Genomic DNA, 26413 nt, shown 5'->3' on the forward strand with positions numbered 1-26413 from the left:
CGGCCTACTTCTTCGCCACCAGGCCGGCCACGTTGGTCGGTGCCCAGAAGCCTTCGAGCTTGAGTTCGGCCAGCGCACGGTTCAGGAAGCTCGGGTCGGCCCAGGCTTTCGCGTCATAGGTCTGGCGGATGATGCCGATCTTCCTGGCGCCGTCGATCACGTCCACGTAGTGCGACACGAAGCCGTCGTCCAGCAGCGGCGAGAAGCGCTCCTTGATCGTGGTGCCCTCGAAGTCGCTGGTGAACAGCGCCACCGGCAGGCCGCTGATCTCGTGATAGCGCGCGAACAGGGCTGCACGCTGGCTCTCGTCCGACGCGGCCTGCGCCTGCTTCACCAGGACCTTGATCAGGCGGGTGAGTGCCTCGGGGTACTTCTTCGCGAAGTCGTCCGTGGCGATCGTGCCGGAGTTGATGCCATAGATCGGGCCCTTGCCGCGCGTGCTGACCGGGATGTCCGCGGTGCCCGCGATCTTGAGCAGTTGCAGGTCGGAGCCGCCGAAGGTGGCGTCGATGTCCTTGCTCACGACCGCCGCCTTGGACGTCGGCCAGTCGAGGTTGGTGAAGCGCACGTCCTTCTCGGTCAGCCCCTGGTCTTCCAGCAGCCGGTTGAACGACAGCTGGTAGGCGGTGCCGCGCAGCACGGCCACGCGCTTGCCCTTCAGGTCCTTGAAGCTCTGGATGTTGGAGCCCAGCGCCGTGGCGAGGTAGCTGTTGCTGCCGCGGCCGCCCGCGTGCACGAGCCGCGTCTTGAGGCCATTGGCGCGGCCGATGACGCCGGCCAGGTCGCCGAGGAACACCACGTCGAGCTGGCCGGTGGCCAGTGCCTCGTTGATCGCGGGGCCGGCGCCCTTGAAGAACTTCCATTCGATCTTCACGCCGTCCTTCTCGAACTCGGCCTCGAGCGCCTTGCTCGCATACGCCAGGGACACCGGGCCCGCGCCCGCGAACGACTTGCCCTGGCTGCCCTGCTCGGGCGCCGCCAGGCGGATCACCTGCGGCAGGCCTTCTGCAGCATGGGCAGCGGCCCCGAGCAGACCGATGGCGGCAGCCGCGAGGGCGATGAAGGGCCGTCGGCCGAAGGAATGGGAATGCATGGAGATACCTCTGGAATGAAAGAAGAAATAAGAGCGCCGCGCGAAGCGGTGGCCGCCGTCAGTGCGCGGCCAGCAGTTCGCCCGAAGCCACCCGGTCGTCGCCCGCGAACTCCGCGAGCACGCCGTTCTTGACCTCGGTGAACTCGGCCGATGTCCGGTCGCGCGGATGCGCGAGCGGCACCGGCACGATGCGGCGGATGCGCCCCGGGCGCGGCGCCATCACGACCACCTTGTCGCCGAGGAACACCGCCTCCTCGACATCGTGCGTGACCAGGATCGTGGTGATGCCCTCGGCCTGCCAGATGCGCTGCAGCTCCTGCTGCAGGTGCGCGCGGGTGATGGCGTCGAGCGCGCCGAAGGGCTCGTCCAGCAGCAGGATCTCGGGCCGGTTGACCAGCGCGCGTGCGATGGCCACGCGTTGCGACATGCCGCCCGACAGCTGGTGCGGCCAGGCCTTCTCGAAGCCCTGCAGCCCGACCAGCGCAATGTGGTCGCGCACCTGGTGGCGCTTCTGCCCTTCGGTCAGCGGCGCATTGAGCAGGCCGAGGCCGATGTTGTCTTCCACCGTGAGCCACGGAAACAACCGGTGCTCCTGGAACACGATGCCCCGGTCGAGGCTGGTGCCGGCGATGCGCTTGCCGTCGAGCAGCAGCTCGCCCTGGTAGTCCTCCTCGAGCCCGACCACCAGACGCAGCAGGGTCGACTTGCCGCAGCCGCTGGTGCCGACGATGCTCACGAATTCGCCGGGTTCGATGTGCAGCGTGATGTCGTCGAGCACCTTCAGCGGTGCGCCCTCGACCTGGTACTGCTTGCTGAGATGCCGGATGTCCAGCGTGCCTGCGTTGTTGGCCATGGAATGCGTGTCCTTCAGAACTGCGCGACCGTGTGGCCGCGCCAGGCGAGCAGCCGGCGCTCGATGCGCGTCGCCACCCAGTTGAGCGAGAAGCCGACGAGCCCGACGACGATCACGCCGAAGATCACCAGGTCCATCTGGAAGTGTTCGCGCCCGTCGATCATGGTGTTGCCGATGCCCTTGCCCGCGACCAGCAGGTACTCGGCGCCGAGCGTGGCGAGCCACGCATAGATCAGCGCCAGATGGATGCCCGCGAAGATCGACGGCGACGCGCTCGGCAGCACCACCCGCGAGAGCATCTGGGCACGGCTGAAGCGCAGCACCCGCGCCACCTCGATGAACTCGCGCGGCACGCTGCGGATGCCCTCGAAGGTGTTCAGCACCACCGGGAAGAAGGCCGCCAACGACAGGAACGCGACCTTGGCCGCATCGCCCAGGCCGAACCACACCGAGATCAGCGGAATCCAGGCGAACAGCGAGATCTGCTTGAGCGTGTGGAAGCTGGGCCCCACGGCCTGCTCGAAGGCGCGCGAAAAGCCCAGCACCGCGCCGAAGACCAGGCCGGCGCCGGCACCGATGGCGAAGCCCGCCAGGTTGCGCCAGAGGCTGGCGCCGAGCGCGGTCTGCAGCTCGCCGCTGGCGGTGTAGCTCACGGCGCGCGCCCACACGGCGCCCGGCGAGACCAGCAGCGGCGAGGTGCTCCAGCCGAAGTGGAAAGCCGTCCACCAGACGAGCAGCAGGCCGAGCGGCAGCACCCAGCCGCGCAGCGCCTTGGGGACGGGATGCGGTCGCGGATGCGGGCGGGCATGCCGCGGGCTGCGCGGGACGGCATCGGCCGCCTGCGTACGTGTGTCGGTCATGGGAGTCCTTCAGCCTAGAAGCCAGCCCTGCGCCAGCGCGTGAGCCGTGTCTCGACCCAGGCGAGCGCCCGGTCCAGTGCGAAGCCCACCGCGCCGACCACCACCACCGCCGCCAGCACCACGTCGAGCTGGAACAGCTGCCGGCCATAGACGATCAGGTAGCCGATGCCTTCGCTCGAGGCCAGCAGCTCGACCACCACCAGCGACAGCCAGGCATGCGTGAAGCCGTAGCGCACGCCGTTCCAGATCGGCGCGAATGCCGACGGGAAGACCACCTTGGTCAGCAGCTGCCAGCGCGTGAAGCGCAGCACGCGCGCCACCTCGATGTAGCGGGTCGGCACGCCTTCGATGCCCTTGTAGGTGTTGAGCGCAACCGGCACCAGCGCCGCCTTGGCGATCAGGATGATCTTGAGCGTTTCGTCGATGCCCACCAGCAGCATCAGCAGGGGCAGCCAGCCCAGCACCGGAATCTGGCTGAAGGCCTTGAACAGCGGATAGACGTAGTCCTTGAAGAGCGGCGACAGGCCCATCGCGACGCCCAGTGCGCCGCCCACCACGAGCCCGAGCGCGAAGCCGGCGAACACGCGGATCATGCTGACCTGCAGATGGCCCCAGATCTCGCCGGTGGCGAACATGTCGACCAACGTCGACCACACGGCGGCAGGCGACGGCAGCACCTGCGGCGCAATCCATTCGTAATGGGCGCCGAGGTACCAGAGCAGCAGCAACGCCAGCGGAAACGGCCAGCCGCCGAGCGAGATGCCGCCCAGGACTTTGGCGAAATCGCGGCGCGGCCGGTCGGCGGGCAGGTACTCGGTGGTGGCGGGCAGCATGGAAAGGGAGGCGGGCGGGAAGCACCGGTGCGGTTGTGTACGCGGAGCGAAAGCGTCGGATTGTCCGAAGCCGGACCGCACATGGGAACGACCGTTAATTCATTTGTACATAGCCAAAGCATGGGCATGCGGTTCTGCGGCGCGACCTGCGTCTTCGGACGATTCGGTCATAAGCATCTGGTTGCGCCGCCGCGCCGGCCACACGAAGATGCGGCCCCTCTTCCTCAAGGACATCTCCACGTGCTGAATCGACGCACCCTGCTGGCCACCGGCGCAGCAGCACTCACGCCACTCGCCCCACTCGCTTTCAGCACCACCGCTCTCGCGCAGGCTCGCCGCAAGGACACGCTGATCATCGGGCTGACGCTCGAGCCGACCGGTCTCGACCCGACCGCCAAGGCCGGCGCGGAAATCGCCGAAGTCGTGCACTACAACGTCTTCGAGACGCTGACCAAGATCCATTCCGACGGCAGCGTCACGCCCTTGCTGGCCGAAGGCTGGGAGGTGTCGCCCGACCTGCGCACCATCACCTTCCGGCTGCGCCGCGGCGTGAAGTTCCACAACGGCGAACCGTTCAATGCGCACAGCGTGAAGTACTCCTTCGACCGGGCGGCAGCCGCCGACAGCACGAACAAGGACAAGCGCACCTTCGCCAACATCACGACCCAGGTGGTCGACGACCACACCGTGGTGCTGATCAACAAGGAGATCGATCCCGATCTGCTGTTCATCCTCGGCCAGGCCACGGCCATCGTGGTCGAGCCGAAGACGGTCGACACCAACACCACCAAGCCGGTGGGCACCGGCCCGTACAAGCTCGAGAACTGGGCCAAGGGTTCGAGCATCGCGCTGTCGAAGTGGGACGGCTACCGCAGCGCCGACACGGTGCAGATCCGCAAGGTGACCTTCCGCTTCATCTCCGAGCCGGCCGCGCAGGTGGCGGCGCTGCTGTCGAACGACATCGACCTCTTCCCGCACGCGTCGGTGTCGCGCAGCCTGCCGCAGTTCCAGAACGACCGGCGCTTCCAGGTGGTGTTCAACGCCTCGCGCGGCAAGGCGATCCTGGCGATCAACAACCGCAAGAAGCCGCTGGACGACGTGCGCGTGCGCCGCGCGATCTCGGCCGCGATCGACCGCAAGGCGGTGATCGACGCCGCCATGGACGGCCGCGGCGTGCCGATCGGCAGCCACTACGTGCCGGGCGCGCCGGGCTACGTCGACACCACCGGCATCAACCCCTACGACGTCGAGAAGGCCAAGCGCCTGCTGGCCGAGGCCGGCGTGAAGACGCCGCTGGAACTGAGCCTCGTGCTGCCACCGCCGCCCTATGCACGCCAGGGTGGCGAGTTCATTGCGGCACAACTGGCCAAGATCGGCATCGTGGCGAAGATCCAGAACGTCGAATGGGCGCAATGGATCAGCGGCACCTACGGCAACAAGAACTACGACCTGTCGCTCATCCTGCACGTCGAGCCCTTCGACCTCGTCAACTACACCAAGCCCGAGTACTACTGGGGCTACCAGTCGCCGAAGTTCAACGCCATCTTCGACAAGATCCGCAACGCGCCGACGACGGCCGAACGCAACCGCCAGCTCGGCGACGCACAACGCCTGCTGGCCGAAGACGCCGCCAACGTGTTCCTGTTCCAGCCGCAGTTCATCACCGTGGCGTCGCGCAACCTGCGCGGGCTGTGGAAGGACGCGCCGATCTTCGTGAACGACATTGCTGCGCTGAGCTGGGCCTAGGCGCGCCATCGTGCGCGGCGCCGCAACGCCGCAACGCATAACCAAGTTCGGAAATCTTCGTTCCGGCCAACGGGGGCGCTCCCTAGAGTGCACGGGCAGGTCCATCGCGTGGCGTTGGACTCGTCATGTTCCAACCCCTCCGGAGTTTCGATGTCTCTCTTCTCCCTCACGGCGGCCAGCCGTCCCACCCTGCGGCTCGGCGCCGTTCTCGCCACGCTGCTCGTGAGCGTTGCCGCGCATGCGGTCGACCTGCGCGTCGGCTTCATGCCCGGGCCCTATCGCGATGCCTTCGCCAAGGGCATCGAGCCGCTGCTGAAGAAGCAGGGCTACACGGTCAAGTACGTCGAGTTCAGCCAGGGCGTTCAGCCCAACGACGCGGTCGAGCGCGGACAGATCGACGCGAACATCTTCCAGCACACGCTCTACCTCAATGCGACCAACAAGCAGCAGGGCTTCGACCTGGTGCCGATCGTGCAGGTGCCGACGCCGCCGATGGGCCTGTACTCGCAACGCCACAAGTCGCTCGACACCGTGCCCGACGGCGCGATCGTCACGCTGCCGGCCGACCCGGTCAACGCGACGCGCGCACTCAACATCCTCGCGGGCATCGGCTGGATCCAGCTCAAGCCCGGCACGAACCCGCTGAGCGTGTCGGAACGCGACGTGGCCAGCAATCCGAAGCACCTGAAGCTGATACCGATCGATACCGCGCAGGCACCGCGCTCGCTGTCGGACGCCGACCTGGCTGCGATCCAGGGCAACTTCGCGGTCGCGTCCGGCCTCAGGCTGACCGACGCGCTGAAGCTGGAAGACATGACGCAGCCCTACGTGAACGTGGTCGCCGTGAAGCGCGGCAACGAGAACGCGCCCTTTGCCAAGGACATCGTGCAGGCCTACCAGTCGCCCGAGTTCCAGACCCTGTTCCAGGCCAACCCGGCCTGGGCCGGCTACCGGCTGCCGGACTACTTCTCGAAGTGACGCGCCGCAGTCGCGGGCAATGACAAAAGGGGTGGTGCCTCTCCGGCACCACCCCTTCTTTCATGTCGTCGCGTCGTTCAGCTTGCCGCTGCGAGTGCCTGGTCGACGTCCGCCAGCAGATCGTCGATGTGCTCGATGCCGACCGACAGCCGCACCGTGTCTTCGGTCACGCCGGCGCGGGCCAGTTCGTCGGGCGCCAGCTGGCGGTGCGTGGTGGACGCCGGATGGGTCGCCAGCGAGCGCACGTCGCCGATGTTGACGAGCCGCGTGAAGAGCTTCAGCGCATCGAGGAACTTCGCCCCGCCGGCCCGGCCGGAGCCGATGCCGAAGGTCAGCACGCCACTCGCCCGGCCGCCCAGGTACTTCTGCGCCAGCGCATGGTCCGGATGGTCTTCCAGTGCCGCGTAGTTGACCCATTTCACCGCGCGATGCGACTTCAGGTGCTGCGCCACCGCCAGCGCGTTGCTGCTGATGCGGTCGACGCGCAATGCGAGCGTCTCGATGCCTTGCAGGATCAGGAAGGCATTGAAGGGCGAGATGGCGGCGCCCGTGTTGCGCAGGGGCACCACGCGCGCACGGCCGATGTAGGCCGCCGGGCCCAGCGCCTCGGTATAGACCACGCCGTGATAGCTCGGGTCGGGTTCGTTCAGCCGCTTGAAGCGCGCCTTGTGCTCGGCCCAGGGGAACTTGCCCGAATCGACGATCGCACCGCCGATGCTCGTGCCGTGGCCGCCGAGGTACTTGGTGAGCGAATGCACGACGATGTCGGCACCGTGCTCGATCGGCCGGCTCAGGTAGGGCGAAGGCACCGTGTTGTCGACGATCAGCGGCACGCCATGGCGATGCGCGATTGCCGCCACCGCGGCGATGTCGGTCACGTTGCCGGCCGGGTTGCCGAGCGACTCGACGAAGATCGCCTTGGTCCGCTCATCGATCAGCGGCTCGAAGCTCTTCGGATCGCGGTGGTCCGCAAAGCGGGTCGTGATGCCGAACTGCGGCAGCGTGTGGGCGAACAGGTTGTAGGTGCCGCCATACAGCGCCGTGCTGCTGACGATGTTGTCGCCGGCTTCGGCAATGGTCTGGATCGCGTAGGTCACGGCCGCCTGGCCGGATGCCAGCGCCAGTGCCGCGATGCCGCCTTCGAGCGCCGCCACGCGCTGCTCCAGCACGTCCTGCGTCGGGTTGTTGATGCGCGTGTAGATGTTGCCCGGCACCTTCAGGTCGAACAGGTCGGCGCCATGCTGGGCGCTGTCGAACGCATAGGCCACGGTCTGGTAGATCGGCGGCGCAACGGCACGCGTGGTCGGCTCGGGCGAATAGCCGGCGTGCACCGACAGAGTTTCAAACTTCCAGTCTTTCGACATCGAACGCTCCGGTGGGTTGGGAATGAGGGGAATGGAACAGGGGACTGCGTCGGCGCGGGCCTCGTCGCATCACCACGAGTGCGCCAGCAACGGCTTGCCGTAGGCACGGACACCGGCCTGCTGCCGACGCCGGCGAACCCTGATCGGCACGTAGCCGACCGGCATGCGGCGCGCGATCTCCTGGGCCGACGCGGGCGGGATGCGCCAGGCGGTGCCCGTGCGCTCGATGACTTGGCTCGCACGCGCCACGAGCGCGGGTGACGAGGATTGGCTGATGCCGGATGCTTGCATGGTCTGCCCTGAATGTGATGCGACTTCGGTGCCGCAAGGGCGGCATTGGCGCTGTCTTCAGGCAGATTCTGGAACCGGGTCAGCCGATCCAGAAAGAACCATTTCGAGTTTTCAACTGCGGTTTGTGTTGCGGCCTTCAGGCCGCTCCCGCCCCGCGGCGTCGATCAGTCGAACATTCCGCGGGCCGGGTTCTCGCCGAGGATTTCTTCCCTGAGCGCCTTCTGCCGCGAAAGCGCCAGCCCGTCGCTCAGGGGCCGGGTGCCCTTGCCGCCCGCCAGCGGGATCCTGTCGTCCGGGCGGACCTCGAAATGCTCGATCCACTCGGGGTGCTCATCCAGCAGGCGTGCCAGTCCGGCCTTTTCCTCTCCGCTGAACGCAGAGGCCGAATCGACGCTCGTCGTGAGCTGGGGCGTGGCCAGCCGGATCGCCAGCGGCGACTGGTGGTTCATCAACTGAAGCGCCTCGAAGCGCGCATCGGAGCCCTCGACGAGCGACTTCAGATCCAGGATCCTGTAGGGCAGCTGCCCCCGGCTGAGCGGCCCTGTGGCGGACGCTTTCTGCAGGCGGGCGTCGATGCGCTCCGTTTCTTCCTTGCTCAACAGCGACCACAGGGGCTGGCCATCAGGCGCCTGGTCGATGCGCTCGGTGAGCGCCTCTTCCGTGATCTCTTCGAACAGCGCATCCATGACCGGATTGCGCTGCCGATCGTTGGGATCGAGAACGATGGCCACCGGCCGCTGCCCGGGCTCGACCCGAATCACGTCGAGCACGACCATCGCGTGGTGGAACGCATATCCGGACGCAGTCCCGCCCTGGTCCGGGCTCAGCGCGCCGTAGACCGTGAGCCTCAACGGGCCGGACCTGCACCGGTCCTCGATGTCGCCGACGCCGGGATGGCGGATGGTGACGGGCCTGACGATGTCCGATGGCATGGGGCCCAGCGCCTGCTGCATCGTCCGGCTGGTGGCCACGCAATCCGCCGTCTTCTGGATGCTGAAGATCCCATCGATGTCGGCCTGTTGGTTGAAGCGGGTCTGCGCAAGTGCCGCCATGAGTTCGTGGCTCACGAAGCTTCTGGCCGGCTGGCTGCCCGGCGGCCCGCCCGGCATCGGCACCGCGCCGCCAGCCAACCAGGCCTGCGTCCGCATGCGAAGCCAGTGGCTCGCCGGCAACCCGGCCAAGGCAAGAAGAGGTCTCGTCGTCATGGAAGCTCCTCGAAAGCCGTCCATGCTGCATGCCGGTGCCGCCAGCCGCGTCGATCACCGCGAGCGGTCGTCCGCCCATCCGAAGTGGCTCAGCGGCGCCGTTCGCCGTCGGCCGCGCACTCGCTGGCATAGGCCAGGAAGTCCTCGAACTGGCCGGTCTTGTCGAACACCGCATCGGCGCCCTGCGACAGCGCGCGATCGTTGGCGGCCTCCGCATAGTTGGTCAGCACCACCACGCGCTGGTGCGGCAGGCGCCGGGCACACGCCTTGACCACCTCCATGCCCGAGCCTTCGCTCAGGAAGAGATCGGCGACGACGAGGTCCCACGCCTCGCCGTTGCGCGCCAGCCAGTGCAGGGCCTCGTCCTGGGATTCGGCGACGGCGAGCACCTCGCAGGCCGTGGCGTCTTCGAGCATGCCCACGAGCAGGTCACGGATGGAGGGGTTGTCTTCGATCAGAAAGACGCGGAGCGTCATGGCAGCAGAGGAATGAAGCAGCACGGGGCCGATGCCCGCGGGAACCCGGTCGAGGCACCGCGCAAGGGTACGGACGAGGGGACAAATCAGCCTGGATTATCGATGCGGCACAAAGAGGCGCTTGCAGGAAAGGAGCCCGACCCGCAGGCTCGGATACCCGAATCTCCCGATACTCGTGGGCTCGCGGCGCGTCATGCCGCGTTCTGGAATCGAGTTGCAGGCAGCACCGTTGGACGAAAAAGCCGCTCAGAAGGCATTGTTGTGGATCGTCGCGGCCGGCTTCTTCATGCAGACGCTCGACACCACCATCGTGAACACGGCGCTGCCGTCCATGGCGCGCGGCCTGCATGAAAGCCCCCTGGCCATGCAGCCGGTCGTGGTCGCCTACACGCTGACCATGGCGATGTTGACGCCCGCATCGGGCTGGCTGGCGGACCGCTTCGGCATGCGCGCGACCTATCTCGTGTCGATCCTGCTGTTCGTGCTCGGGTCGGTGTGGTGCGCCTGCGCGCAGTCGCTGCCGCAACTCGCGACCGCCCGCGTGCTGCAGGGACTCGGGGGCTCGATGCTGCTGCCGATCGGCCGGCTGGCCATTCTGCGCAGCGTGTCGGCCGAGCGCTACATCGCGGCCCTGGCCACCGTCAGCGTGGCCGGGCAACTCGGCCCGCTGCTCGGGCCGACACTGGGCGGCTGGCTGGTTCAGACGGCAAGCTGGCACTGGATCTTCCTGATCAATGTGCCGATCGGGCTGCTGGGGCTCTGGGCGGTGAGGCGCTTCGTCCCCGTCGGGCGGCTCGAAGGCGTTCCGAAATTCGACTTCGCAGGCTTCGCGCTGCTCTCGCTGTGCATGGTGGCGTTCTCGCTGGCGATCGACGTTCCGGCGACCGCGCACCGAAGCGCCTGGTCGCTCGCGCTCTTCGCGCTCAGTGCGCTGGCGGCGCTCGTGTACGTGCCGCATGCGCGCCGGCGCCGGGCACCGCTGTTCCGGCTCGGCCTCTTCCGCGAACCCAACTTCGGCATCGGCCTGCTGGGCAACCTCGTGGCGCGCATCGGCAGCAGCGCCGTGCCCTTCCTGCTGCCGCTGCTGCTCCAGCTGCAGCTGGGATACACCCCGCTGCATTCGGGCCTGATGATGATCCCGGCCGCCCTGGCCGGCATCGTGTCGAAATCCTGGATCAGCGGGCTGGTCCGGCGCTTCGGCTACGACACCTTCCTGCTGGTCAACACCGCCATCGTCGGCGGCTCGATCATGTCCTTCGCGCTGATCTCGCCCCAATGGCCGCTGTGGGCCCAGGTCGCCCAGCTGGCCATCTTCGGCGGCGCGAACTCCATGCAGTTCGCGGCCATGAACAGCGTGACGCTCAAGGGCCTCAGCAAGTCGGACGCAGGCGGCGGCAACAGCCTCTTCTCGATGGTGCAGATGCTCGCGATGGGCCTGGGGGCCACCATCGGCGGCGGGCTCGTCGGGCTGCTGTCGAGCGAGCTCGACTCGACCGCGCTGGCCTTCCGCTACACCTTCCTGGCGGTGGGCGCGATCACCTTGATGTCGGCCGGCGTCTTCCGTTGGCTCGACGAAGTCCAGTTCAAGGCGCAAGCCAGGAAGGCCTGAGGCTGCGCCAGGTCAGCGGCACTCGGAAGGCAGCAGGTTGGGCGACATGTCGACCGACCTGCACTTCCAGTTGATGCGCCCGCCCGCATCCACGGAAGGGACCAGCTGGAACGTCCGCCCGTTCACGGGTCCGCTTGAAAGCACGAGCCTGATGGTTCCGTTGGACGTGTTCAGTTGCACGTCCTGGAGTTCGGGCGGCAGCGGCGGGCCGAACCGGACGGCGGCCAGGCTGCCGGGCAGCGTGCGCTGGGCCGTGTAGTAATCGCCGACCGCCGTCGCCGCGGCCTTGCCGTAGCTCAGCGCGTTCGCGGCCTTGGCCCGCACCGTGTAGTCCTGGTAGGCCGGAAGCGCAATGGCCGCCAGCATGCCGATGACGGAGACGACCACGATGGCCAGCACCAGGACGAGCGCGACCTGGCTCGTGCCACCCTTGCCGGCCAGCACCGTGAGCTGGACCTGCGGATGGTCGCTCGTGCTGCGCGCGTTCGCGATGAGCTTGCGGCAGTGCCGGTAGTAGCCCGCGTTCGAGATCATCGGAGGAATCACGAACAGCCCGAGCAGGTAGGCGCCATAGGCAAACACCGTCAGTCCCGGTGCGACTGCGGCGGTTGCGCCGATGGCGAAGGCGATGAGATTGGGAACGAAGAAGTAGAGCGCCGCCCTGCCCCACATCTTTCGGTACATGAGCCACCAGAAGGTGCAGAAGAAGGCCGGCCAGTGCCAGCCGAACCGGGTCCCCGTCCTGTCGAACGCCTCGAAGCGCCGGAGGTAGTAGTCCTGCCTGTGGGCGCCGATGGCGACCTTGTACAGCTCCCGAAGATCGTCGGACGCATCAGGATGCGATGGCGGTGGCGGGGACGTCGCGTCCACGCCGAAGATCGGCTCCATTCGGTCGCCGGGGGTGTCGTTCATTCGTTGTTCTCCTCGCCGGTGGTTATACCGCCAAGGCCCGCGGCCGAAGCGCACATGCACGTTCCAACTCATAACTCTTCGGCCGCAGCGCAAAAGACGGCGCCCGGCAGCGATCCTAGAATTTTTCGGCAATGACCCATCCTGAAAATTCCATTCCCCCGGCCGTCGATCCGGTCCGTGCAATGCCCTACTTTTCGCCGATTCGACGGGAAGGCGAATGGGCCTTCGTCAGCGGCCAGATGGCGCTCGACGCGGACCTGCGCATCCAGGGAGACGGCGTCGCGGAGCAGACCCAGGTGTGCCTGACGCGCATCGCGGGCATCCTGCAGACCGGCGGGCTCGGGCTGGCGGACGTGGTCAAGGCGACCGCATGGCTCGCCCGCGTGGACGACTTCGCCGAGTTCAACCGGCAGTACGAATCGATCTTCCGCGCACAGACCTCGCGGGCGCCGGCGCGCTCCACCGTTCGCGCCGACCTGATGGTGCCGGGCGCGCTGGTCGAAATCGAAGTGATCGCACGAGGAGCAGCCTGACATGCAAGAGAACGACGAAAACACGCTTCCCGACCTGGACCTGGAAGACATCCGCGCCACCGCGGCGGCGCTGAAGGGCGACGTGCTGCAGACGCCCGTGGCGCCCTTGCACGGGGTGACCGTGCAGCGCCTGCTGGGCGTGCAGGACATCTGGATGAAGCTGGAGCTCTTTCAGCACACCGGCTCCTTCAAGGCGCGCGGCGCATTGAACGTGGCCCGCCAGCTCACGCCCGAGCAGCGCGAACGGGGCATCACCGCGGTGAGCGCCGGCAACCATGCGATCGCTGCCGCCTTCGCGGCGCAGAAGGTCGGCGTGTCCGCCAAGATCGTGGTGCAGGCCACCGCGAACCCGGCGCGCGTCGCGCTCGCCCGGTCCTACGGCGCCGAGCTGCTGACCGCGCCCGACGGTGCGACCGGTTTCGCGATGGTCGAGGCCCTGATGCGCGACGAGGGCCGCACCTTCATCCACCCGTTCGAAGGCAGGTTCACCTCGCTGGGCGCGGCCACGCTCGGGCTGGAGTTCGGCGAACAGGTTCCCGATCTCGACGCGGTCATCGTGGCCGTCGGCGGCGGCGGGCTGGCCAGCGGCGTCGCCACGGCCATCCGCAAGCTGCAGCCGAAGGCGCGCGTGTTCGGCGTGGAGCCCGAAACCGCGGACGTGATGCGCCGCAGCTTCGAGGCCGGCGCGCCGCAGCAGATGAGCAAGCCGACCAGCGTTGCGGACAGCCTTGCGCCGCCGATGACCACGCCCATGGCCTATGGCCTGTGCCGCCGCCACATCGAACGCATGGTCACGGTGAGCGACGACGAGATCTGCCGCGCGCTGGCCGTGCTCTTCCGTGACGCCAAGCTGGCCGTGGAGCCCGCGGGCGCCGCCGCACTGGCGGCCCTGCTCGGCCCGTTGCGCAGCGAGCTGCAGGGCGCCAGGGTCGGCCTGATCGTCTGCGGCGCCAACATGGACGCCACCGGCTACAGCCAACTGCTGGCCCGCGGCGAACAGCAGCTGGGCTGAGCATCGCAAACGCCCCAGGCCCGATCCACCACCAGTCCATCCACCGGTTGAATCCATGAAAAGACGCTCCCTTCTCCTTCAGGCCGCAGCGGGCCTGTTCACAGGCTCCGGCATCCTGACCAGCGCGCTGGCGCAACCCAGCGATCTGAAGGGCCAGACGCTGCGGCTCGTGGTGGGCTTTCCTGCCGGCGGCACGGCCGATGCCGTGGCGCGCATGTTCGCGCAGGAGATGCAGGCGCCGCTCGGCGCGACCATCATCGTGGACAACCGCGCAGGCGCAGGCGGCCAGATCGCCGCCGAGTATTTCCGCTCGCTGCCGGCCGACGGCAAGACGCTGCTGCTGGGCAACAGCCACATGTTCTCGACGCTGCCGCTCACGTCGCGCTCGGTCAAGTACGACCCGCAGAAGGACTTCGTGCCGGTCGCGCAACTGGCCACCTTCGAGAGCTCCTTCGCCATCAACAGCGCCCAGCCCGCGAAGACGCTGCCGGAATTCCTCGTGCTGGCCAGGGACAAGGTCGAAGCGCGCAGCTACGGCATTCCCGCGGCCGGGAGCGGCCCGCACTTCATCGGCTACGTGATCGGGAAGACCGCCAACATCGATCTGCTGCCCGTGCCCTACAAGGGCGGCGCGCCGCTGCTGGCCGACCTGATGGGCAACAGCATTCCCGCCGCGGTCGACGCGCTGGGCAGCCACATCGAGGCCCACAAGGCCGGCAAGATCCGCGTGCTGGGCGTCACCGGCACCGCGCGCCAGCAGGCGCTGCCCGACGTGCCGACCTTCATCGAGCTCGGCTATCCCAAGGCGCTGAGCGCATCGAGCTGGGTCGGCCTGTTCGCGCCGCCGGGCTCGTCCGCCGGGTACGCGCAACTGGTGGCCTCGGCCGTGACCAAGGTGGCTGCCATGCCGGCGATCCAGGCCAACCTGAACAAGATCGGATTCGCCGCGGCCGCGGGCAGCCCCGCACAGTTGCAGGAGACCGTGCGCAACGAACTCGACCTGTGGCGCCCGATCATCAAGGAGTCCGGATTCCGGATCGATTGATGACGCCGACCTCGACCTTGTTCTCGTCGAGCTACGCCAACGCGCGCCGCAAGTTCCTGGCGGCCTGCACGCTCCTCGGACTGGAGGCTGCGGAGCACCGCCATCCGCTGGCCGGCGCCGATGGCGAGACGCTGGCGACCGATGTGGTCCGCATCGGACCCGAAGACGCCTCGCGCCTGCTGGTGCTGACGTCGGGCGTCCATGGCGTCGAACTGTTTGCCGGCTCGGGCTGCCAGATCGACTGGCTGCTCGATGTCTCGGCCGCGCAGTTGCCGCCGGACACCGCCGTGGTGGTGGTGCACGCCATCAATCCCTGGGGTGCGTCGTGGCTGCGCCGCTACACGGAAGACAACGTCGACCTGTGCCGCAACTTCGTGGACTACCCGCGCATGGCACAGCTGCCGAGCGCGCCCGACTACGCGGCATTGCACCCGGCCGTCACGGCCGACCCCGGCGACGAAGCGGCCATCGCGGCGGCGGACCAGCAGCTCTCGGCTTTTGCGCAGACGCATGGACACCAGGCCTTGTACGGCGCCTTGATGGGCGGCCAATACACGCTGCCCGAAGGCATGGGTTTCGGCGGCACGCAGCCGACCTGGTCGCGGCGGACCATGGAGCAGATCCTGCAGGTGCACGGCGCGGCGGCGCGCCATGTCTGCCTGGTCGACTACCACACGGGCCTGGGCCCCTACGGCTACGGCTCGATGGTGGCGCTTCAGCAGGGTGAGGCGCTGGCACGGATGCGGCGCGCCTTCGGAGGGCGCGTCGAGGCGGTGTTCGAGCACGGCGCACCGGAGAACTTCGCGCCGGTCTACGGACATTCGACGCCGGGCTACGAGCGGGCGCTGCCCCACGCGACAGTGACCGCCGGCGTGCTGGAGTTCGGCACCGGCCGGTCCGAGCGGATGCTGGAACTGCTGCTGCGCGACCAGCGCGAGTGGGCCTCGGGGACGGGCCGGGCGGGCCGGACGGGCTTGCCGGCCGTGCGCCGCGACCTGCTCGACTTCTTCTACCCCGGGCAGCCGGACTGGCAGCGAAGCCTGGTCGACCAGTCGCGCCTCATCATCGGCCAGGCCTTCGCGTTCCTGACAGCCAGCAGATAGGCATCGGCATCGGCCCGGTGTTTCTCATCGGGCGCCGGCAGTATGCTTGGACATCTGCTTCTGGCTGGGGGTATTCGATGAGTGTTCCTTTCTGCGTGCCCAGCGACCATCGCGTCGTGGCCACCCGCCAATGGGGGCGCGTGCACAGCCTGACGCTGACGCCGGAAGGCCGGACCGAGGGGCAGCGCGAGTTTCTCTGGCTGCGGCCCGGCTTCTATGTCGCCATGGGGCAGCTGGTGCACCGGGCCGACCGCATCGACCGCTATCCGAGCGGCGACTTCTTCAAGCTGCACTTCCGCATGACCGGGCACAGCCGGGTCGGACAGGCCGCCACGCCGACATCGCAGGACGTGCGCCCGTTCACCATGAGCACGCTGGTGCAGCCGCAGGATTCGTACAAGGAAGAGTATTTCGCTGCCGGCGAACACGAACGCTCGCTGACGGTCTGCTGTTCGCGCGACTTTCTCCGAGAGCAACTGGGCCTGGACGACGCGCGCAGCGTCGACGACCCGATCAATCCCTATCTCTCCCGTGTCCGGCGTTTTGAACTGCAGCAGTTTCCCCTTCGCGCCGAGCAGGTCGAACTCGTCGATGCGTTGATCGACGCCCCCGCCGCCGACCCCTATCGCGGGCTCTCGGTGGAATCCAAGGCGACGGCGCTGTTGCATGGCTTTCTCTCCAGCATGGATGAGAAGAGCCGTGCGGGCGCCCATGGCGGACTGGTCGGCTCGGACTTGGCCCGGATGACGCGGCTCAAGCGCCACCTGGACACCCACCTGGGCGAAGCGGTCGACCTGGCGGCCCTGGCCGGCGAACACGGGATGACCGAACGGCGGCTCGCCAACAGCTTCCGGAAAGCCTATGGAAAGACCGCATCCGAATACATGAACGATGCGCGCATGACCCGGGCGCGCCTGTTGCTCGAACTGGGGCAGGTGTCGGTGACGGAAGTCGCCTACCGCGTGGGCTACGGCCATGTGGCCAACTTCAGCACGGCTTTCAAGAGAGCCTTCGGCGTGAGTCCGCAAGCGATGCGCAAGGACCACACGGAAGCCTCGGCGACGCGGCCGCTGGAAAAGCAGCCGAGCTGACGCCGCAGCGCCGGCCGTCATGCAACAGGCTCCCAAAGTCATGGTGATCGCCACCTTGCTGGCCGATGCGCGTCGGCGCCTGAACGCCTCGCTCGACGCGGCGCCGCCGGCGACCGAACCCACGATCGGCTTCTTCTCCTTCGGCAACGACGCGACGCGGGCGCACACCTTGCGCGCCCGCGGCAAGGACCTCGCGAGCCTCTGGCAGGCGGGCGCGGCAGCCGTGCAGGCCAGGGTCAAACAGAGCGGACGGCAGCCGGCCCAGCTGCGCGTCGACATCGTCGAGCAGATCGAGCAGACGACCTGGGGCGACCTGAAGACACGCCTGTCCGCCACGAAGCGCAACTACTTCACCCAGGGCATTTCGTTCGATGCGTCGTTCCAGACCGCCTTCCTGGCGCAGGAACTCAGCGCCTCCGCCGCGCTCTACGACGGCAGCATCGAGCACGCGCATCCGAACGCCGCCAACATGCGGGTGCTCGGCAAGCGATGCTTCGATCGGGAGGTCGAATTCCCGGCCGACGACGCATCGCCCGTGTGGCTGTTCACCACGCGCGCCGTGTACGCGGACGGCGAGGGAAGCCGGCTGCTCGCAAGCCACGGGCCGTCCGCGGGCCTGCGGCTGCCGGAACCCTGGGACGCGGGCTTGGTGCGCGGCCTCGTCGCGCGCGGAAGCGACTACCTCGCGCGCCAGGTGAAGCCCACGGGCGAGTTCCACTACGGCTGGTTTCCGTGCTTCGATCGCCCGATCCCGGCCTACAACACGCTTCGGCATGCCAGCTCGACCTACGCGATGCTCGAAGCCTGGGAGCTCACGCAAGACCCGACGCAGAAACTCGCCATCGACCGATCGCTGGCGTTCCTGACCGGGCAACTGATCCGCGAGGCCACGCTCCCCGACGGCACGCCGGCCGCCTTTCTGGTCGACCTCGGTGCCGAGGTCAAGCTGGGCGGCAACGCGGTCTGCCTGCTGGCACTGACGAAGTACACCGAGCTGACCGGTGACCGCCGGCACGAGCCGCTGATGGAACGCCTGGCCCTCGGCATCGGGCACATGCAGGACGCCGAGACCGGCAGGTTCGTGCATGTGCTGAACCATCCCGGGCTCGACGTGAAGGAGCCGTTCCGCATCATCTATTACGACGGCGAAGCCGCCTTCGGCCTGATGCGGCTGTATGCCCTGACGAAGGATCCACGCTGGCTGGCAATGGTCGAGAAGGCGTTCGAGCACTTCATCGCCGCCAGGCACTGGCAGGCGCACGACCACTGGCTGAGCTACTGCGTCAACGAACTCACGCGCCACAGGCCGGACATCCGCTATTACCTGTTCGGGCTGCAGAACGTGGCCGGCTATCTCGACTTCGTGCTCGAGCGGATCACCACCTTCCCGACGCTGCTCGAACTGATGATGGCCGCGCGCGAGATGCTCGCGCGCATCGACGCCGATCCGCAGTTGCGCCCACTGCTGGCGAGCTTCGACCGCGAGAAGTTCGATCGCGCACTCGAGCACCGCGCACGCCATCTCGCGAACGGCCACTTCTGGCCGGAGCTCGCGATGTTCTTCCGCAACCCCGGGCGCATTGCAGGGTCGTTCTTCATCAAGCACCACAGCTTTCGGGTCCGCATCGACGACGTCGAGCATTACCTGTCGGGCTACGTGGCGTACTGGAAGTATCTGGCGGCGCAGGAGTCGAAGGCGGCAAGCGGCGTCGACACCTCGCCGCCGTGACGGCGGCCACCGCCGCGCGGCGGTGGCGGGGTCAGAACTTGTAGGTCGCCTTCACCCACGCATTCCGCGGTGCACCATAGGTGTAGCCGTTGTAGCCGCCGAGCCCCGTGTAATAGGTCTTGTCGGTCAGGTTCTCGATGTTGATGCTGGCACTCAGCTGCTTGCTGAATTCGTACCGGGCCATCAGGCCGATCAGCGTCATGCCGCCCTGCGTGGCCCGGCCGGTGCCATACGATTCATCGTAGTAGATGCTGCTCTGGTAGTTCAGGCTGCCACCGATCGTGAGAGCGCTCCAGTCGCCCGGAAAGCGGTAGACCGAGGCCAGGCGGAACAGCCGGCGCGGGTAGTTCGGATTGACCAGCACGTCCTTGTTGTCGCGCTTGGCGTAGAAGGTGTAGCCGCCCATGACCTGCCAGCCGCGCGCAATCTCGCCCGCCGCCGTGACCTCGAAGCCCTTGCTGTGCGCGCCCTTGACGGCGCGGTAGGGCGTGGTGCCGTCGGCCAGCAGCGGCGCGCCGCTGTCGACCACGGCCAGGTTGTCTTCCTGCGTGCGGAACACCGAGAAGCTGGTGTTGAGCTTGCCGTCCCAGTGCTCGCCCTTGATGCCGAGTTCGGTGTTGGTGCCGCGCTTCGGGTCCAGCACCTGGTTGCTCGCGTCGCGCAAGGTGTTGGGCTGGAAGATGTCGGTGTAGCTCGCGTACACCGAATAGGCGCTGCTCAGGTCGTACACCAGGCCGGCGTAGGGCGTGAAGACACCGCTTTCCTTCACGGGCTTGTTGGTGACCAGTGCGCCGTTGGTGCCGTTGGTCCACAGACGTTGCGACGACTGGTTCTCATACCAGCTCACGCGGCCGCCGATGAGGGCCGACAACGCGTCCGTCACCCTGAGGCGCGTCGCGCCGTAGATGCCCTTTTCCTCGGTCTGGCCATTGAACTGGTTGAGCGGGTAGGCGAAGTCCGGCTGCGCGATCGAAGCCAGGTCGAAGAGGCTCACCGTGCGGCGGTCGAAAGCGTTGGCCACGGCACCCCAGTTTCCGTAACCGTAGCTGTATCGGTTGATGTTGAGGCCCACCGACGCCTCATGCGTGCGGCCGAGCCACTGGAAGGGCCCGGTTGCATAGACGTCCAGCGATTTGTTCGTGCTGTCTGCCGGGTTGTTCGCCACCTGGACGGTGGCCAGGCTGGTCAGCGGGTTCAGGTTGGCCGGGTAGAGCCAGACGTCGCCGCTGTAGCGCGTGCGCTCGTTCTTCGCGTAGGCCGCGTCGGCCTTGATGCGCCAGCCGCTGTCGAGCTGGTGTTCGAGATTCACGAAGAGCCGCTGCGTCGTCATGTCCCAGGTACTCCACGGCGTGCTCGAGTTGTACGAACGCGGCAGATTGGTGGCGGTGCCGTCGCGGTAGAACAGCGGCGACTGGCCGAAGTTGGCGCCGTCGATGGCCGTCTTCTGGTATTCGTAGCCGGCACTCAGCAGCGTGCCCGGCGCCAGGTCCATCTCGACGATGCCGTAGAACACATCTTCGCGCTGCTTCTTGTTGTCGACGAAGCTGTCGCCGTCCGTGTGGGACGCGACGACCCGGCCGCGCAGCGTGCCTGCCGCATTCAGGCTGCCGCCAATGTCGGCCTCGGTGGTGTAGCGGTTCCAGGAGCCGACGCCGGCCGTCACGTGGCCCGAGAATTCCGCGGTGGGACGCTTGCGCACCAGGTTGACCGAGCCGCCGGGCGAGCCGGCGCCGTTGAGCAGCCCGGCCGCGCCGCGGATCACCTCGACGCGGTCGTAGATCGCCGTGCTCGCCATGCTCGACTCGCCCGCGACGGTGTTGTACGACAGCGTGGGAACGCCGTCGATCATGGTGCCGAGTGCGAATCCGCGCGACGAGAAGGTGACGCGTTCGTCCAGGCGGTCCGCCACGATGCCGGGCGTCTGGCGCAGCACGTCGACCAGCGTCGTGAGGTTCTGGTCCTCGATCTGCTGGCGGCCGATCACGCTCACCGACTGCGGCGTCTCGCGCGGCGCCAGGTCCATCCGGGTCCCGGCGCCGGTGACGCGCGTGGTGTAGGAGCCGGTGCCCTCGGTCGTGCCCGTGCGGTCCGACTGGGCGCTCACGGTGACGGCAGCGAGCTCCCGTGCGGTGGCGCCGTCGGTCGGCACCGTTGCCGCGGCGGGCACCAGCGTCTTATGCAGCGCGAATGCGTTGTTGCCCTGGGCGACCGACCGATAGCCGCTGCCGCGCAGCAGCGTATCGAACCCTTCCTGCGTGCCGTAGCGGCCTTGCAGTCCGGCGCTGCGCTGCCCGGCGAATGCCGTCGGATCGAACACCAGTTGCACCCCGGCCGAGGCGGCGAATTGCGCCAGCACGTCGCCGAGCGGGCCCGGCGCGATGGCGTATTCGCGCTGGGCCGCCGCAGCCGACACGGGTTCGGCGGCAACGGCTGGCGCAGCCGCCACGGCCGTCAGCGCGACGCCGGCGAGTGCGGCGCGGATGCTTGCAGCAATGAGGCCCATGGAGGTCGGGGTGGCCGGTGTAGCCGGAGTGGCCTGAAATCGGCGCAGGCGCTTGGCGGTCATGTCGTTTCGGTCTTTCGATGTTGGAGGCGGTTGCAGCCCGTCCCGATGGACGGACCGTTCTCCCCTACACCGGACGAAACGGAAAAAGTGATCATCCGCCGCGAGCTTTTTTTCGCGGACACGCAGCTACCTGGGAAGCACCGTGACCCAGTAGCGGGTCGTGCGCTCGACGCGCAACGGCAGCGAGCGCTCCAGCAGCGCCAGGCCGACATCGGTGTCGCCCAGCGCGATGGCACCGGACACCCGCAGCCCGGCCACGCGCGGGTCGCACCGAAGCACGCCGTGGCGGTAGCGGCCCATCTCGGCCAGCACATCGGCCAGGCGCATGTCGCTGGCCAGCAGCATGCCCTGCTCCCACAGCGCGGCGCTGCGCTCCACCGGCGTGGGCGACCGGACGCCGCCCGCGTCGAAATCGGCCTGCTCCTGCGCCTGCAGCCGCCGGACGGAGCCGGCCGACGGCCGGATCTCCACGGCGTCCTGGAACACCGCCACACGGCTGATGGCATCGTCCAGCCGCCGCACGCTGAAGCGTGTTCCCAATGCCTGGACGACACCCTGGCCCGTCTCCACGACAAAGGGCCGGTAGACAGGCGAGGGATCGCGGTGGGTGGTGACGAGAATCTCGCCGGCGTGCAACCGGATGCGCCGCTCCGCCGGGGTGAAGACGATGTCCACGGCACTCTGGGTGTTGAGCACCAGTTGCGTTCCGTCGGCCAGCTGCATCGACTTGCGCTCGCCGGTGGCCGTGGCGACGTCGGCCGTCCACTCCTGCCAGGGGAGCTGGCGCCAGGCGAGCCAGCCGGCCGGCGCAGCCAGCATCAGCGCGCCGAGCATGCGCAGGCTGCGGCGCCGCTTCACGCGCTGCAATGCGCCCAGCGTGTCCTTGCCGATCTGCGACGGCACGTGCGCGAACGTGCCGAGCACGGTCTCGGCACGAGACCATGCCTCGCGATGGGCCGGGCTTTGCTGCCGCCAGCGCTCGAAGGCTTCACGGTCGCGCTCCTCGGCGCTGCCGTACTGGAAGGCCATCACCCAATCGGCGGCCTCTTTCAGGAGCGCGCCATCCGGCGCCGTGGCTTGCGTGGAGGAATGGCTCACGTCGAGTCCGGACCCGCTCAGGCGATCGCCATGCAGGCGACGAGCGCCTTCTGGATATGGCGGCGCACGGTGATGACCGGCGTACCCACCGCATCGGAGATCTCCTGCAGCGTCAGGCCATCGAGCTGCGCCATCAGGAAGACCTGGCGCACGTGCGCCGGCAGGCCCGCGAGCATGGCCTCGATGCGCAGCAACGACTCGATGATCAGCAGCCGCGCTTCCGGCGAAGGCGCCTCCGGTTCGGGCAGATGGGCGATGGCTTCGAGATAGGCGCGCTCGACGTCCTGCCGACGCCAATGATCGACCACCAGTCCCTTGGCGATATGGGTCAGCAGCGCCCGGGGCTCGTCGCCCAGGGGCCGCGCACGGCGGCTGACCAGCACGCGGACGAAGGTGTCGTGCGCCAGATCGGCCGCATCGCATGCGTTGCCGAGCTTGCGGTGCAGCCAGCCCTGCAACCAGCCGTGATGGTGGCTGTAGAGCGTGTGGATGTCGGGATTCGCTTCGCCTGCCGTCATGGGCGCTGTTCGTCGAGTCGGTGCGTGAGATGGTCTCACTGTTGAGAATAGTTCTCATTTTAGCAACGACTCGCGGCGGTCGCCCCGCGAGCGCTCAGTGCATATGGTTGTGCGCCGGCGCCGCCGCAGCGTCCGGCGCGCCCACGGGCACGTTGACATCGAGCTTGCTCTGAACGCCCTTGGCGTCTTCGAAGCGCAGCGTGAGCGGCACCGCCGCGCCCTTGGGCATCGGCTGCTTCAGGTCCATCAGCATGACGTGATAGCCGCTGGGCTTGAGCTCGACCGTCTGGCGCGCGGGCAGCTCGAGCCCGCCCTGCACCGGGCGCATCCGCATGGTGTCGCCGTCCATCTTCATCTCGTGCACCTCCGCGATGCCGGCCGCCGGCGTCGACACGCCCACGAGACGCGCGCCCGATGGCGCAGTCAGTTTCATGAAGGCGCCCGTGCCGCTCTGGCCCGGCACGGTGGGGCGGATCCACGCGTCCTTCACGTCGACCGGTGCCACGCCGGGTGCCAGCACGTCGAGGCGCGCTGCCGGGAATTCGCTCTTCGCGTCAGCCTTCGCGCCGGCGGCAGCGGCCGGGACTTCGGCCCAGTCGGCGCTGCCGTTGTCGCACGACTGCAGCACCTTGAAGTACAGCGGGCCGGGCGTCGTGGTGAGTTTGCCGCGAACGATGAATTCGGCCTTCTCGCCGGTGGGCAGCGCCGACGCGGCACCGTCGGCGGTCCAGCGCACCTGGCTGTCGCCGGTCTTCTGGACCTCGAGCTTCCAGCCCTTGCGCGCCTGCGCGTCCTCCAGCGTGAATCCTTTGGGCAGGCGCACCGTGATGCCGTTGGTCGTCTTGGCGTCCTTGCAGGGATGGCCGACGCGGAACGCGGCCTCGTAGTCCGAGCCGGCGGTCGCACCGCCCGGCGGCAGCGTGACATGGGCCAGCACGCCACCGGCGGCAGCGGTTGCGGCGCAGGCCGCGAGCATCTTGAAAGCGGAGATTCGGGTCATGGTGTTTCCTTGGAAAACAGTGATTGGCGATGAATGGCAGTGGATGGCGAGGGGTGGCGTTCAGAGATCCCAGCGCAGCTCGGCCGTGTAGGTGCGCTGCGGATAGGGGTGGAAGTTCCAGTACTGGTCGTTGTTGGCGTTGTCGATGCCAAGGGCGGCCGACAACTCCTTGGTGAACCGATAACGCGCCCGCAGATCGACGGTGAAGTACTTGCTTGCACCGAAGTAGGCAGAGGCATTCACGTCGCTGTTGTCCAGGTTCGAGTACTGCTTGCCGCTGTAGCGGGCAGCGACGGTGAAGGCCCAGCGATCGTCGGGCCGGTAGGTGGCATAGACGGTGGAGCGCCATTGCGGCACGCGCGGTTGCCACTTGCCCACGCTCGCGGGGAACGCCGCGTTGGCGACGGTCTTCGAGTCCGCGTAGGTCAGGCTGCCGCCGAGGTCGATCCCGCGCATCACGACGTCCTGGCCGGTGTACGACAGTTCGACGCCCGTGGTGCGCACCTTGTCGATGTTCTGGACGCGGGACACCGTCGAGTTCGGAATCAGCTGGCTGTACAGCGCATCGCGCGTGGTCTCGTGGAACAGCGTGGCGCGCGCCAGGCCGTTGCCGAGATCCTTTTCGGCCGACAGCTCGCCGGTCCAGGACTTCTCCGGCTTCAGGTTCGGGTCGTTGATGAACGACAGCGCGCCGCCGGACGTCGCGCCATAGAGTTCGCCCACCGTGGGGAAGCGCACGGCACGGCCGACCGACGCCTTGAGCACCGTGTCGGCGGCCAGTTGATAGGCCAGCGCTGCCTTGGGCGACACATCGGATTCGCTGCGCTTCGCATACGACTGGGCGCTGGTCGCGGTGGCGGTGAAGCCGTCCGTCGCCTGCCAGTCCTCGTAACGCAGGCCGAGCACCGCCTTCCACTTCGGCGCGAAGCGCCAGCTGTCCTGCACCCAGGCATTGAAGGTCTCGGTCCGCCCGCCGACGTTGCTGACCAGCGAGACCGGATCGCCATCGAGCCAGCTGCCGGACACGTTCGATTTCTGGATGCCCAGCTTGTAGGCGTCCCGGCCCACGCCGAAATCGACGATGTGGGTGCCGCCCACGCCTTGCGGGCGCCAGGTGCCCTTGGCGGCGAGCGTGTTCCAGCCGGTGCGCCCGTCGCCCTGGTCCTGCAGCGTGCCGGCGCCGCCCACGGCCGCGAGCGGCAGCGCCACCGTGGGCGCACGCTGCTGGTCCTTCGCATAGTCGTAGAGGCTGGCGGACAGTTCCCAGTCGAACTCGCCCTTCGTGTTGCTCTTGACCGACAGGCCGTGCATGTAGTGCGTCTGGGTGTCGTCGGTCAGCGGAAAAGCCGTGGGCGCGAGCGTGTAGCTGCGCCCGCCGATGTTGACGGCGCCGCTGTACACCGGCGCGCCGGACGCGTCGCGCAGGTAGGTCTCCGGCCGCCCTTCGGAGGTGTTCTGCCACCAGCCCAGTGTGTAGGTGGCCGTGAGCGTGGGCGTGAAGTCATAGGACACCTTGAGCTTGGCGTGGTCCTGGACCGTGTGGTACGCCGTGCCGGTGCCCAGGATGTACCAGGGCGTGTTGGTGGTGTTCAGGCCACGGATGGCGCCCGTCACCGGCGTGCCCGCACCGCCGGCAATGCCCGAGGCCACGGTCGCCGTGGCGAAGGTCAGCGGCTGGCCATGGCTGTCGGTGCGGTTGACGTCGATCCACCACGCCCACGGGCCTTCGTTGTGCTCGCCGCTGCGGCTGCCGATCGAGGCACTGGTCTGCCAGCTGTTGAAGGTCTGGTGCGTGCCGTACAGATCGTTGGGCTGCGACGAGTAGCCCGCCTTGACGTGCGCTTCCAGTTTGGTGGGCATGCGCGTCACGTAGTCGACCACGGCCCCGGCGGAGTTGCCGGGATAGGCCGCGGAGAACGGCCCGTACATCACATCGACGCGCTCGATCTCCTCGGGCGTCACGAGGCCCCAGCGCGGCGCGTAGTTCGTGCCGTTCGCGATGCCGTTGCCCAGGTAGTTCGACAGCAGGATGCCGTCGGCGTACACGGCGGAACGCGCGCTGTTTCCGGTGCCCGAGGCACGCGTCGACAGGATCGCGTGGTTGTAGTCGCCGATGTAGCGCTTGCGCACCAGCAGGCTGGGCAGGTACTTCAGCGCGTCCTCGCTGTCGGTGGCGTTGATGCGCGTCTCGATTTCCTCGCGCGTGATGCCTTCGATGGTGGTCGGGATCTGCGTCGGCAGCGAGGTCGGCCGGCCGCCGCTCACGGTCACGACGCCGAGCGCCTTGGTACGTTCCGGCGCCGGATCGGCGGTGGCCGCGGCCGGTGCCTCGGTCTGGGCCAGGGCGGGCATGGCGAGCCAGGGAAATGCTGCGCCCAGCGCGAGCGACAGTACGGTCTTGTTCATTGAAAAAACTCTCCTCGGCATCCGCCTGGGATGCCGCTTCATGGCAAGGATGCTTGCGAGCGGACGGCGCCGCGCGTCCCCCGGTGCGGAGA

23 protein-coding genes are annotated in these 26413 nt (G+C 67.9%); 9 read left to right on the forward strand and 14 right to left on the reverse strand.

The genetic code is table 11. The features are described from left to right. Nucleotides 1-4: 4 nt before the first annotated feature. The 4 genes from AC07PZ_RS03920 to AC07PZ_RS03935 are packed head-to-tail and all read right to left on the reverse strand — an operon-like array spanning nt 5 to nt 3639. The gene (locus AC07PZ_RS03920; protein ID WP_495293698.1) at nt 5-1093 is read right to left on the reverse strand and encodes an ABC transporter substrate-binding protein; all 1089 of its coding nucleotides are present in this window, start codon (nt 1091-1093) and stop codon (nt 5-7) included. A 58-nt stretch (nt 1094-1151) separates the two neighbouring features. Beyond that, entirely contained in the window at nt 1152-1946 is a 795-nt protein-coding gene (locus AC07PZ_RS03925) for an ABC transporter ATP-binding protein (protein WP_495293699.1), read from the reverse strand. Between the two features lie 14 nt (nt 1947-1960). Then, nucleotides 1961-2806 carry an ABC transporter permease gene (locus AC07PZ_RS03930; RefSeq protein ID WP_495293700.1) on the reverse strand — a complete coding sequence of 282 codons (846 nt, stop codon included), beginning with the start codon at nt 2804-2806 and terminating at the stop codon, nt 1961-1963. A gap of 14 nt (nt 2807-2820) precedes the next feature. Continuing rightward, complete coding sequence (locus AC07PZ_RS03935; protein WP_495293701.1) at nt 2821-3639, reverse strand: ABC transporter permease; 819 nt, start codon at nt 3637-3639, stop codon at nt 2821-2823. A gap of 240 nt (nt 3640-3879) precedes the next feature. On the opposite strand from AC07PZ_RS03935, the gene AC07PZ_RS03940 reads away from it, so the two are divergent. Further along, nucleotides 3880-5385: an ABC transporter substrate-binding protein gene (locus AC07PZ_RS03940; RefSeq protein WP_495293702.1), complete on the forward strand. Its 1506-nt coding sequence runs from the start codon at nt 3880-3882 to the stop codon at nt 5383-5385. Nucleotides 5386-5535: 150 nt separating this feature from the next. Further along, nucleotides 5536-6363 (forward strand): MetQ/NlpA family ABC transporter substrate-binding protein, encoded by an 828-nt coding sequence (locus tag AC07PZ_RS03945; protein WP_495293703.1) that lies wholly within the window; start codon nt 5536-5538, stop codon nt 6361-6363. Between the two features lie 77 nt (nt 6364-6440). Here the strand turns inward: AC07PZ_RS03945 and AC07PZ_RS03950 are convergent, their stop codons facing one another. The 4 genes from AC07PZ_RS03950 to AC07PZ_RS03965 all read right to left on the reverse strand — a co-directional run bounded on the left by AC07PZ_RS03950 (nt 6441) and on the right by AC07PZ_RS03965 (nt 9699). Further along, nucleotides 6441-7727, reverse strand: coding sequence for an O-acetylhomoserine aminocarboxypropyltransferase/cysteine synthase family protein (locus AC07PZ_RS03950; RefSeq protein WP_495293704.1), 1287 nt, complete (start codon nt 7725-7727; stop codon nt 6441-6443). 69 nt (nt 7728-7796) lie between these two features. Next, nucleotides 7797-8018, reverse strand: coding sequence for a hypothetical protein (locus AC07PZ_RS03955; RefSeq protein ID WP_495293705.1), 222 nt, complete (start codon nt 8016-8018; stop codon nt 7797-7799). 164 nt (nt 8019-8182) lie between these two features. Then, complete coding sequence (locus tag AC07PZ_RS03960; RefSeq protein WP_495293706.1) at nt 8183-9223, reverse strand: hypothetical protein; 1041 nt, start codon at nt 9221-9223, stop codon at nt 8183-8185. A gap of 89 nt (nt 9224-9312) precedes the next feature. Continuing rightward, nucleotides 9313-9699 carry a response regulator gene (locus tag AC07PZ_RS03965; RefSeq protein WP_495293707.1) on the reverse strand — a complete coding sequence of 129 codons (387 nt, stop codon included), beginning with the start codon at nt 9697-9699 and terminating at the stop codon, nt 9313-9315. Between the two features lie 193 nt (nt 9700-9892). Between AC07PZ_RS03965 and AC07PZ_RS03970 the strand changes: the two genes are divergently transcribed. After that, the gene (locus AC07PZ_RS03970; RefSeq protein ID WP_495293708.1) at nt 9893-11308 is read left to right on the forward strand and encodes an MFS transporter; all 1416 of its coding nucleotides are present in this window, start codon (nt 9893-9895) and stop codon (nt 11306-11308) included. A 12-nt stretch (nt 11309-11320) separates the two neighbouring features. On the opposite strand, the gene AC07PZ_RS03975 is transcribed toward AC07PZ_RS03970, so the two are convergent. Next, the gene (locus AC07PZ_RS03975; protein ID WP_495293709.1) at nt 11321-12220 is read right to left on the reverse strand and encodes a pilin; all 900 of its coding nucleotides are present in this window, start codon (nt 12218-12220) and stop codon (nt 11321-11323) included. Between the two features lie 131 nt (nt 12221-12351). On the opposite strand from AC07PZ_RS03975, the gene AC07PZ_RS03980 reads away from it, so the two are divergent. The 6 genes from AC07PZ_RS03980 to AC07PZ_RS04005 all read left to right on the forward strand — a co-directional run bounded on the left by AC07PZ_RS03980 (nt 12352) and on the right by AC07PZ_RS04005 (nt 18733). Continuing rightward, nucleotides 12352-12753 carry a RidA family protein gene (locus tag AC07PZ_RS03980; protein ID WP_495293710.1) on the forward strand — a complete coding sequence of 134 codons (402 nt, stop codon included), beginning with the start codon at nt 12352-12354 and terminating at the stop codon, nt 12751-12753. A 1-nt stretch (nt 12754) separates the two neighbouring features. Continuing rightward, nucleotides 12755-13765, forward strand: coding sequence for a threonine/serine dehydratase family protein (locus tag AC07PZ_RS03985; RefSeq protein WP_495293711.1), 1011 nt, complete (start codon nt 12755-12757; stop codon nt 13763-13765). A 55-nt stretch (nt 13766-13820) separates the two neighbouring features. Next, nucleotides 13821-14810: a tripartite tricarboxylate transporter substrate-binding protein gene (locus AC07PZ_RS03990; RefSeq protein WP_495293712.1), complete on the forward strand. Its 990-nt coding sequence runs from the start codon at nt 13821-13823 to the stop codon at nt 14808-14810. Continuing rightward, the gene (locus tag AC07PZ_RS03995) at nt 14810-15913 is read left to right on the forward strand and encodes a M14 family metallopeptidase (RefSeq protein ID WP_495293713.1); all 1104 of its coding nucleotides are present in this window, start codon (nt 14810-14812) and stop codon (nt 15911-15913) included. The genes AC07PZ_RS03990 and AC07PZ_RS03995 overlap by 1 nt, the downstream gene beginning before the upstream one ends. Nucleotides 15914-15990: 77 nt before the next feature. Then, nucleotides 15991-17004, forward strand: coding sequence for a helix-turn-helix transcriptional regulator (locus AC07PZ_RS04000; protein ID WP_495293714.1), 1014 nt, complete (start codon nt 15991-15993; stop codon nt 17002-17004). 19 nt (nt 17005-17023) lie between these two features. Further along, nucleotides 17024-18733: a Mur ligase gene (locus AC07PZ_RS04005; protein WP_495293715.1), complete on the forward strand. Its 1710-nt coding sequence runs from the start codon at nt 17024-17026 to the stop codon at nt 18731-18733. A 31-nt stretch (nt 18734-18764) separates the two neighbouring features. Here the strand turns inward: AC07PZ_RS04005 and AC07PZ_RS04010 are convergent, their stop codons facing one another. The 5 genes from AC07PZ_RS04010 to AC07PZ_RS04030 form a co-directional block, all read right to left on the reverse strand. Beyond that, nucleotides 18765-21299, reverse strand: coding sequence for a TonB-dependent siderophore receptor (locus AC07PZ_RS04010; protein ID WP_495293716.1), 2535 nt, complete (start codon nt 21297-21299; stop codon nt 18765-18767). Between the two features lie 126 nt (nt 21300-21425). Next, nucleotides 21426-22397 carry a FecR domain-containing protein gene (locus AC07PZ_RS04015; RefSeq protein ID WP_495293717.1) on the reverse strand — a complete coding sequence of 324 codons (972 nt, stop codon included), beginning with the start codon at nt 22395-22397 and terminating at the stop codon, nt 21426-21428. Nucleotides 22398-22414: 17 nt separating this feature from the next. Continuing rightward, on the reverse strand, nt 22415-22915 hold the full coding sequence (locus AC07PZ_RS04020) for a sigma-70 family RNA polymerase sigma factor (RefSeq protein WP_495293718.1): 501 nt from the start codon (nt 22913-22915) through the stop codon (nt 22415-22417). A 94-nt stretch (nt 22916-23009) separates the two neighbouring features. Then, nucleotides 23010-23915, reverse strand: a complete 906-nt coding sequence (locus AC07PZ_RS04025; protein ID WP_495293719.1) for a copper chaperone PCu(A)C domain-containing protein — start codon at nt 23913-23915, stop codon at nt 23010-23012. A 60-nt stretch (nt 23916-23975) separates the two neighbouring features. Further along, a complete protein-coding gene (locus tag AC07PZ_RS04030; RefSeq protein ID WP_495293720.1) occupies nt 23976-26321 on the reverse strand; it encodes a TonB-dependent receptor in 2346 nt (781 codons plus the stop codon). Nucleotides 26322-26413: the final 92 nt, after the last annotated feature.

It is taken from the genome of Variovorax sp. GW821-FHT10B04 (genome assembly GCF_059415645.1).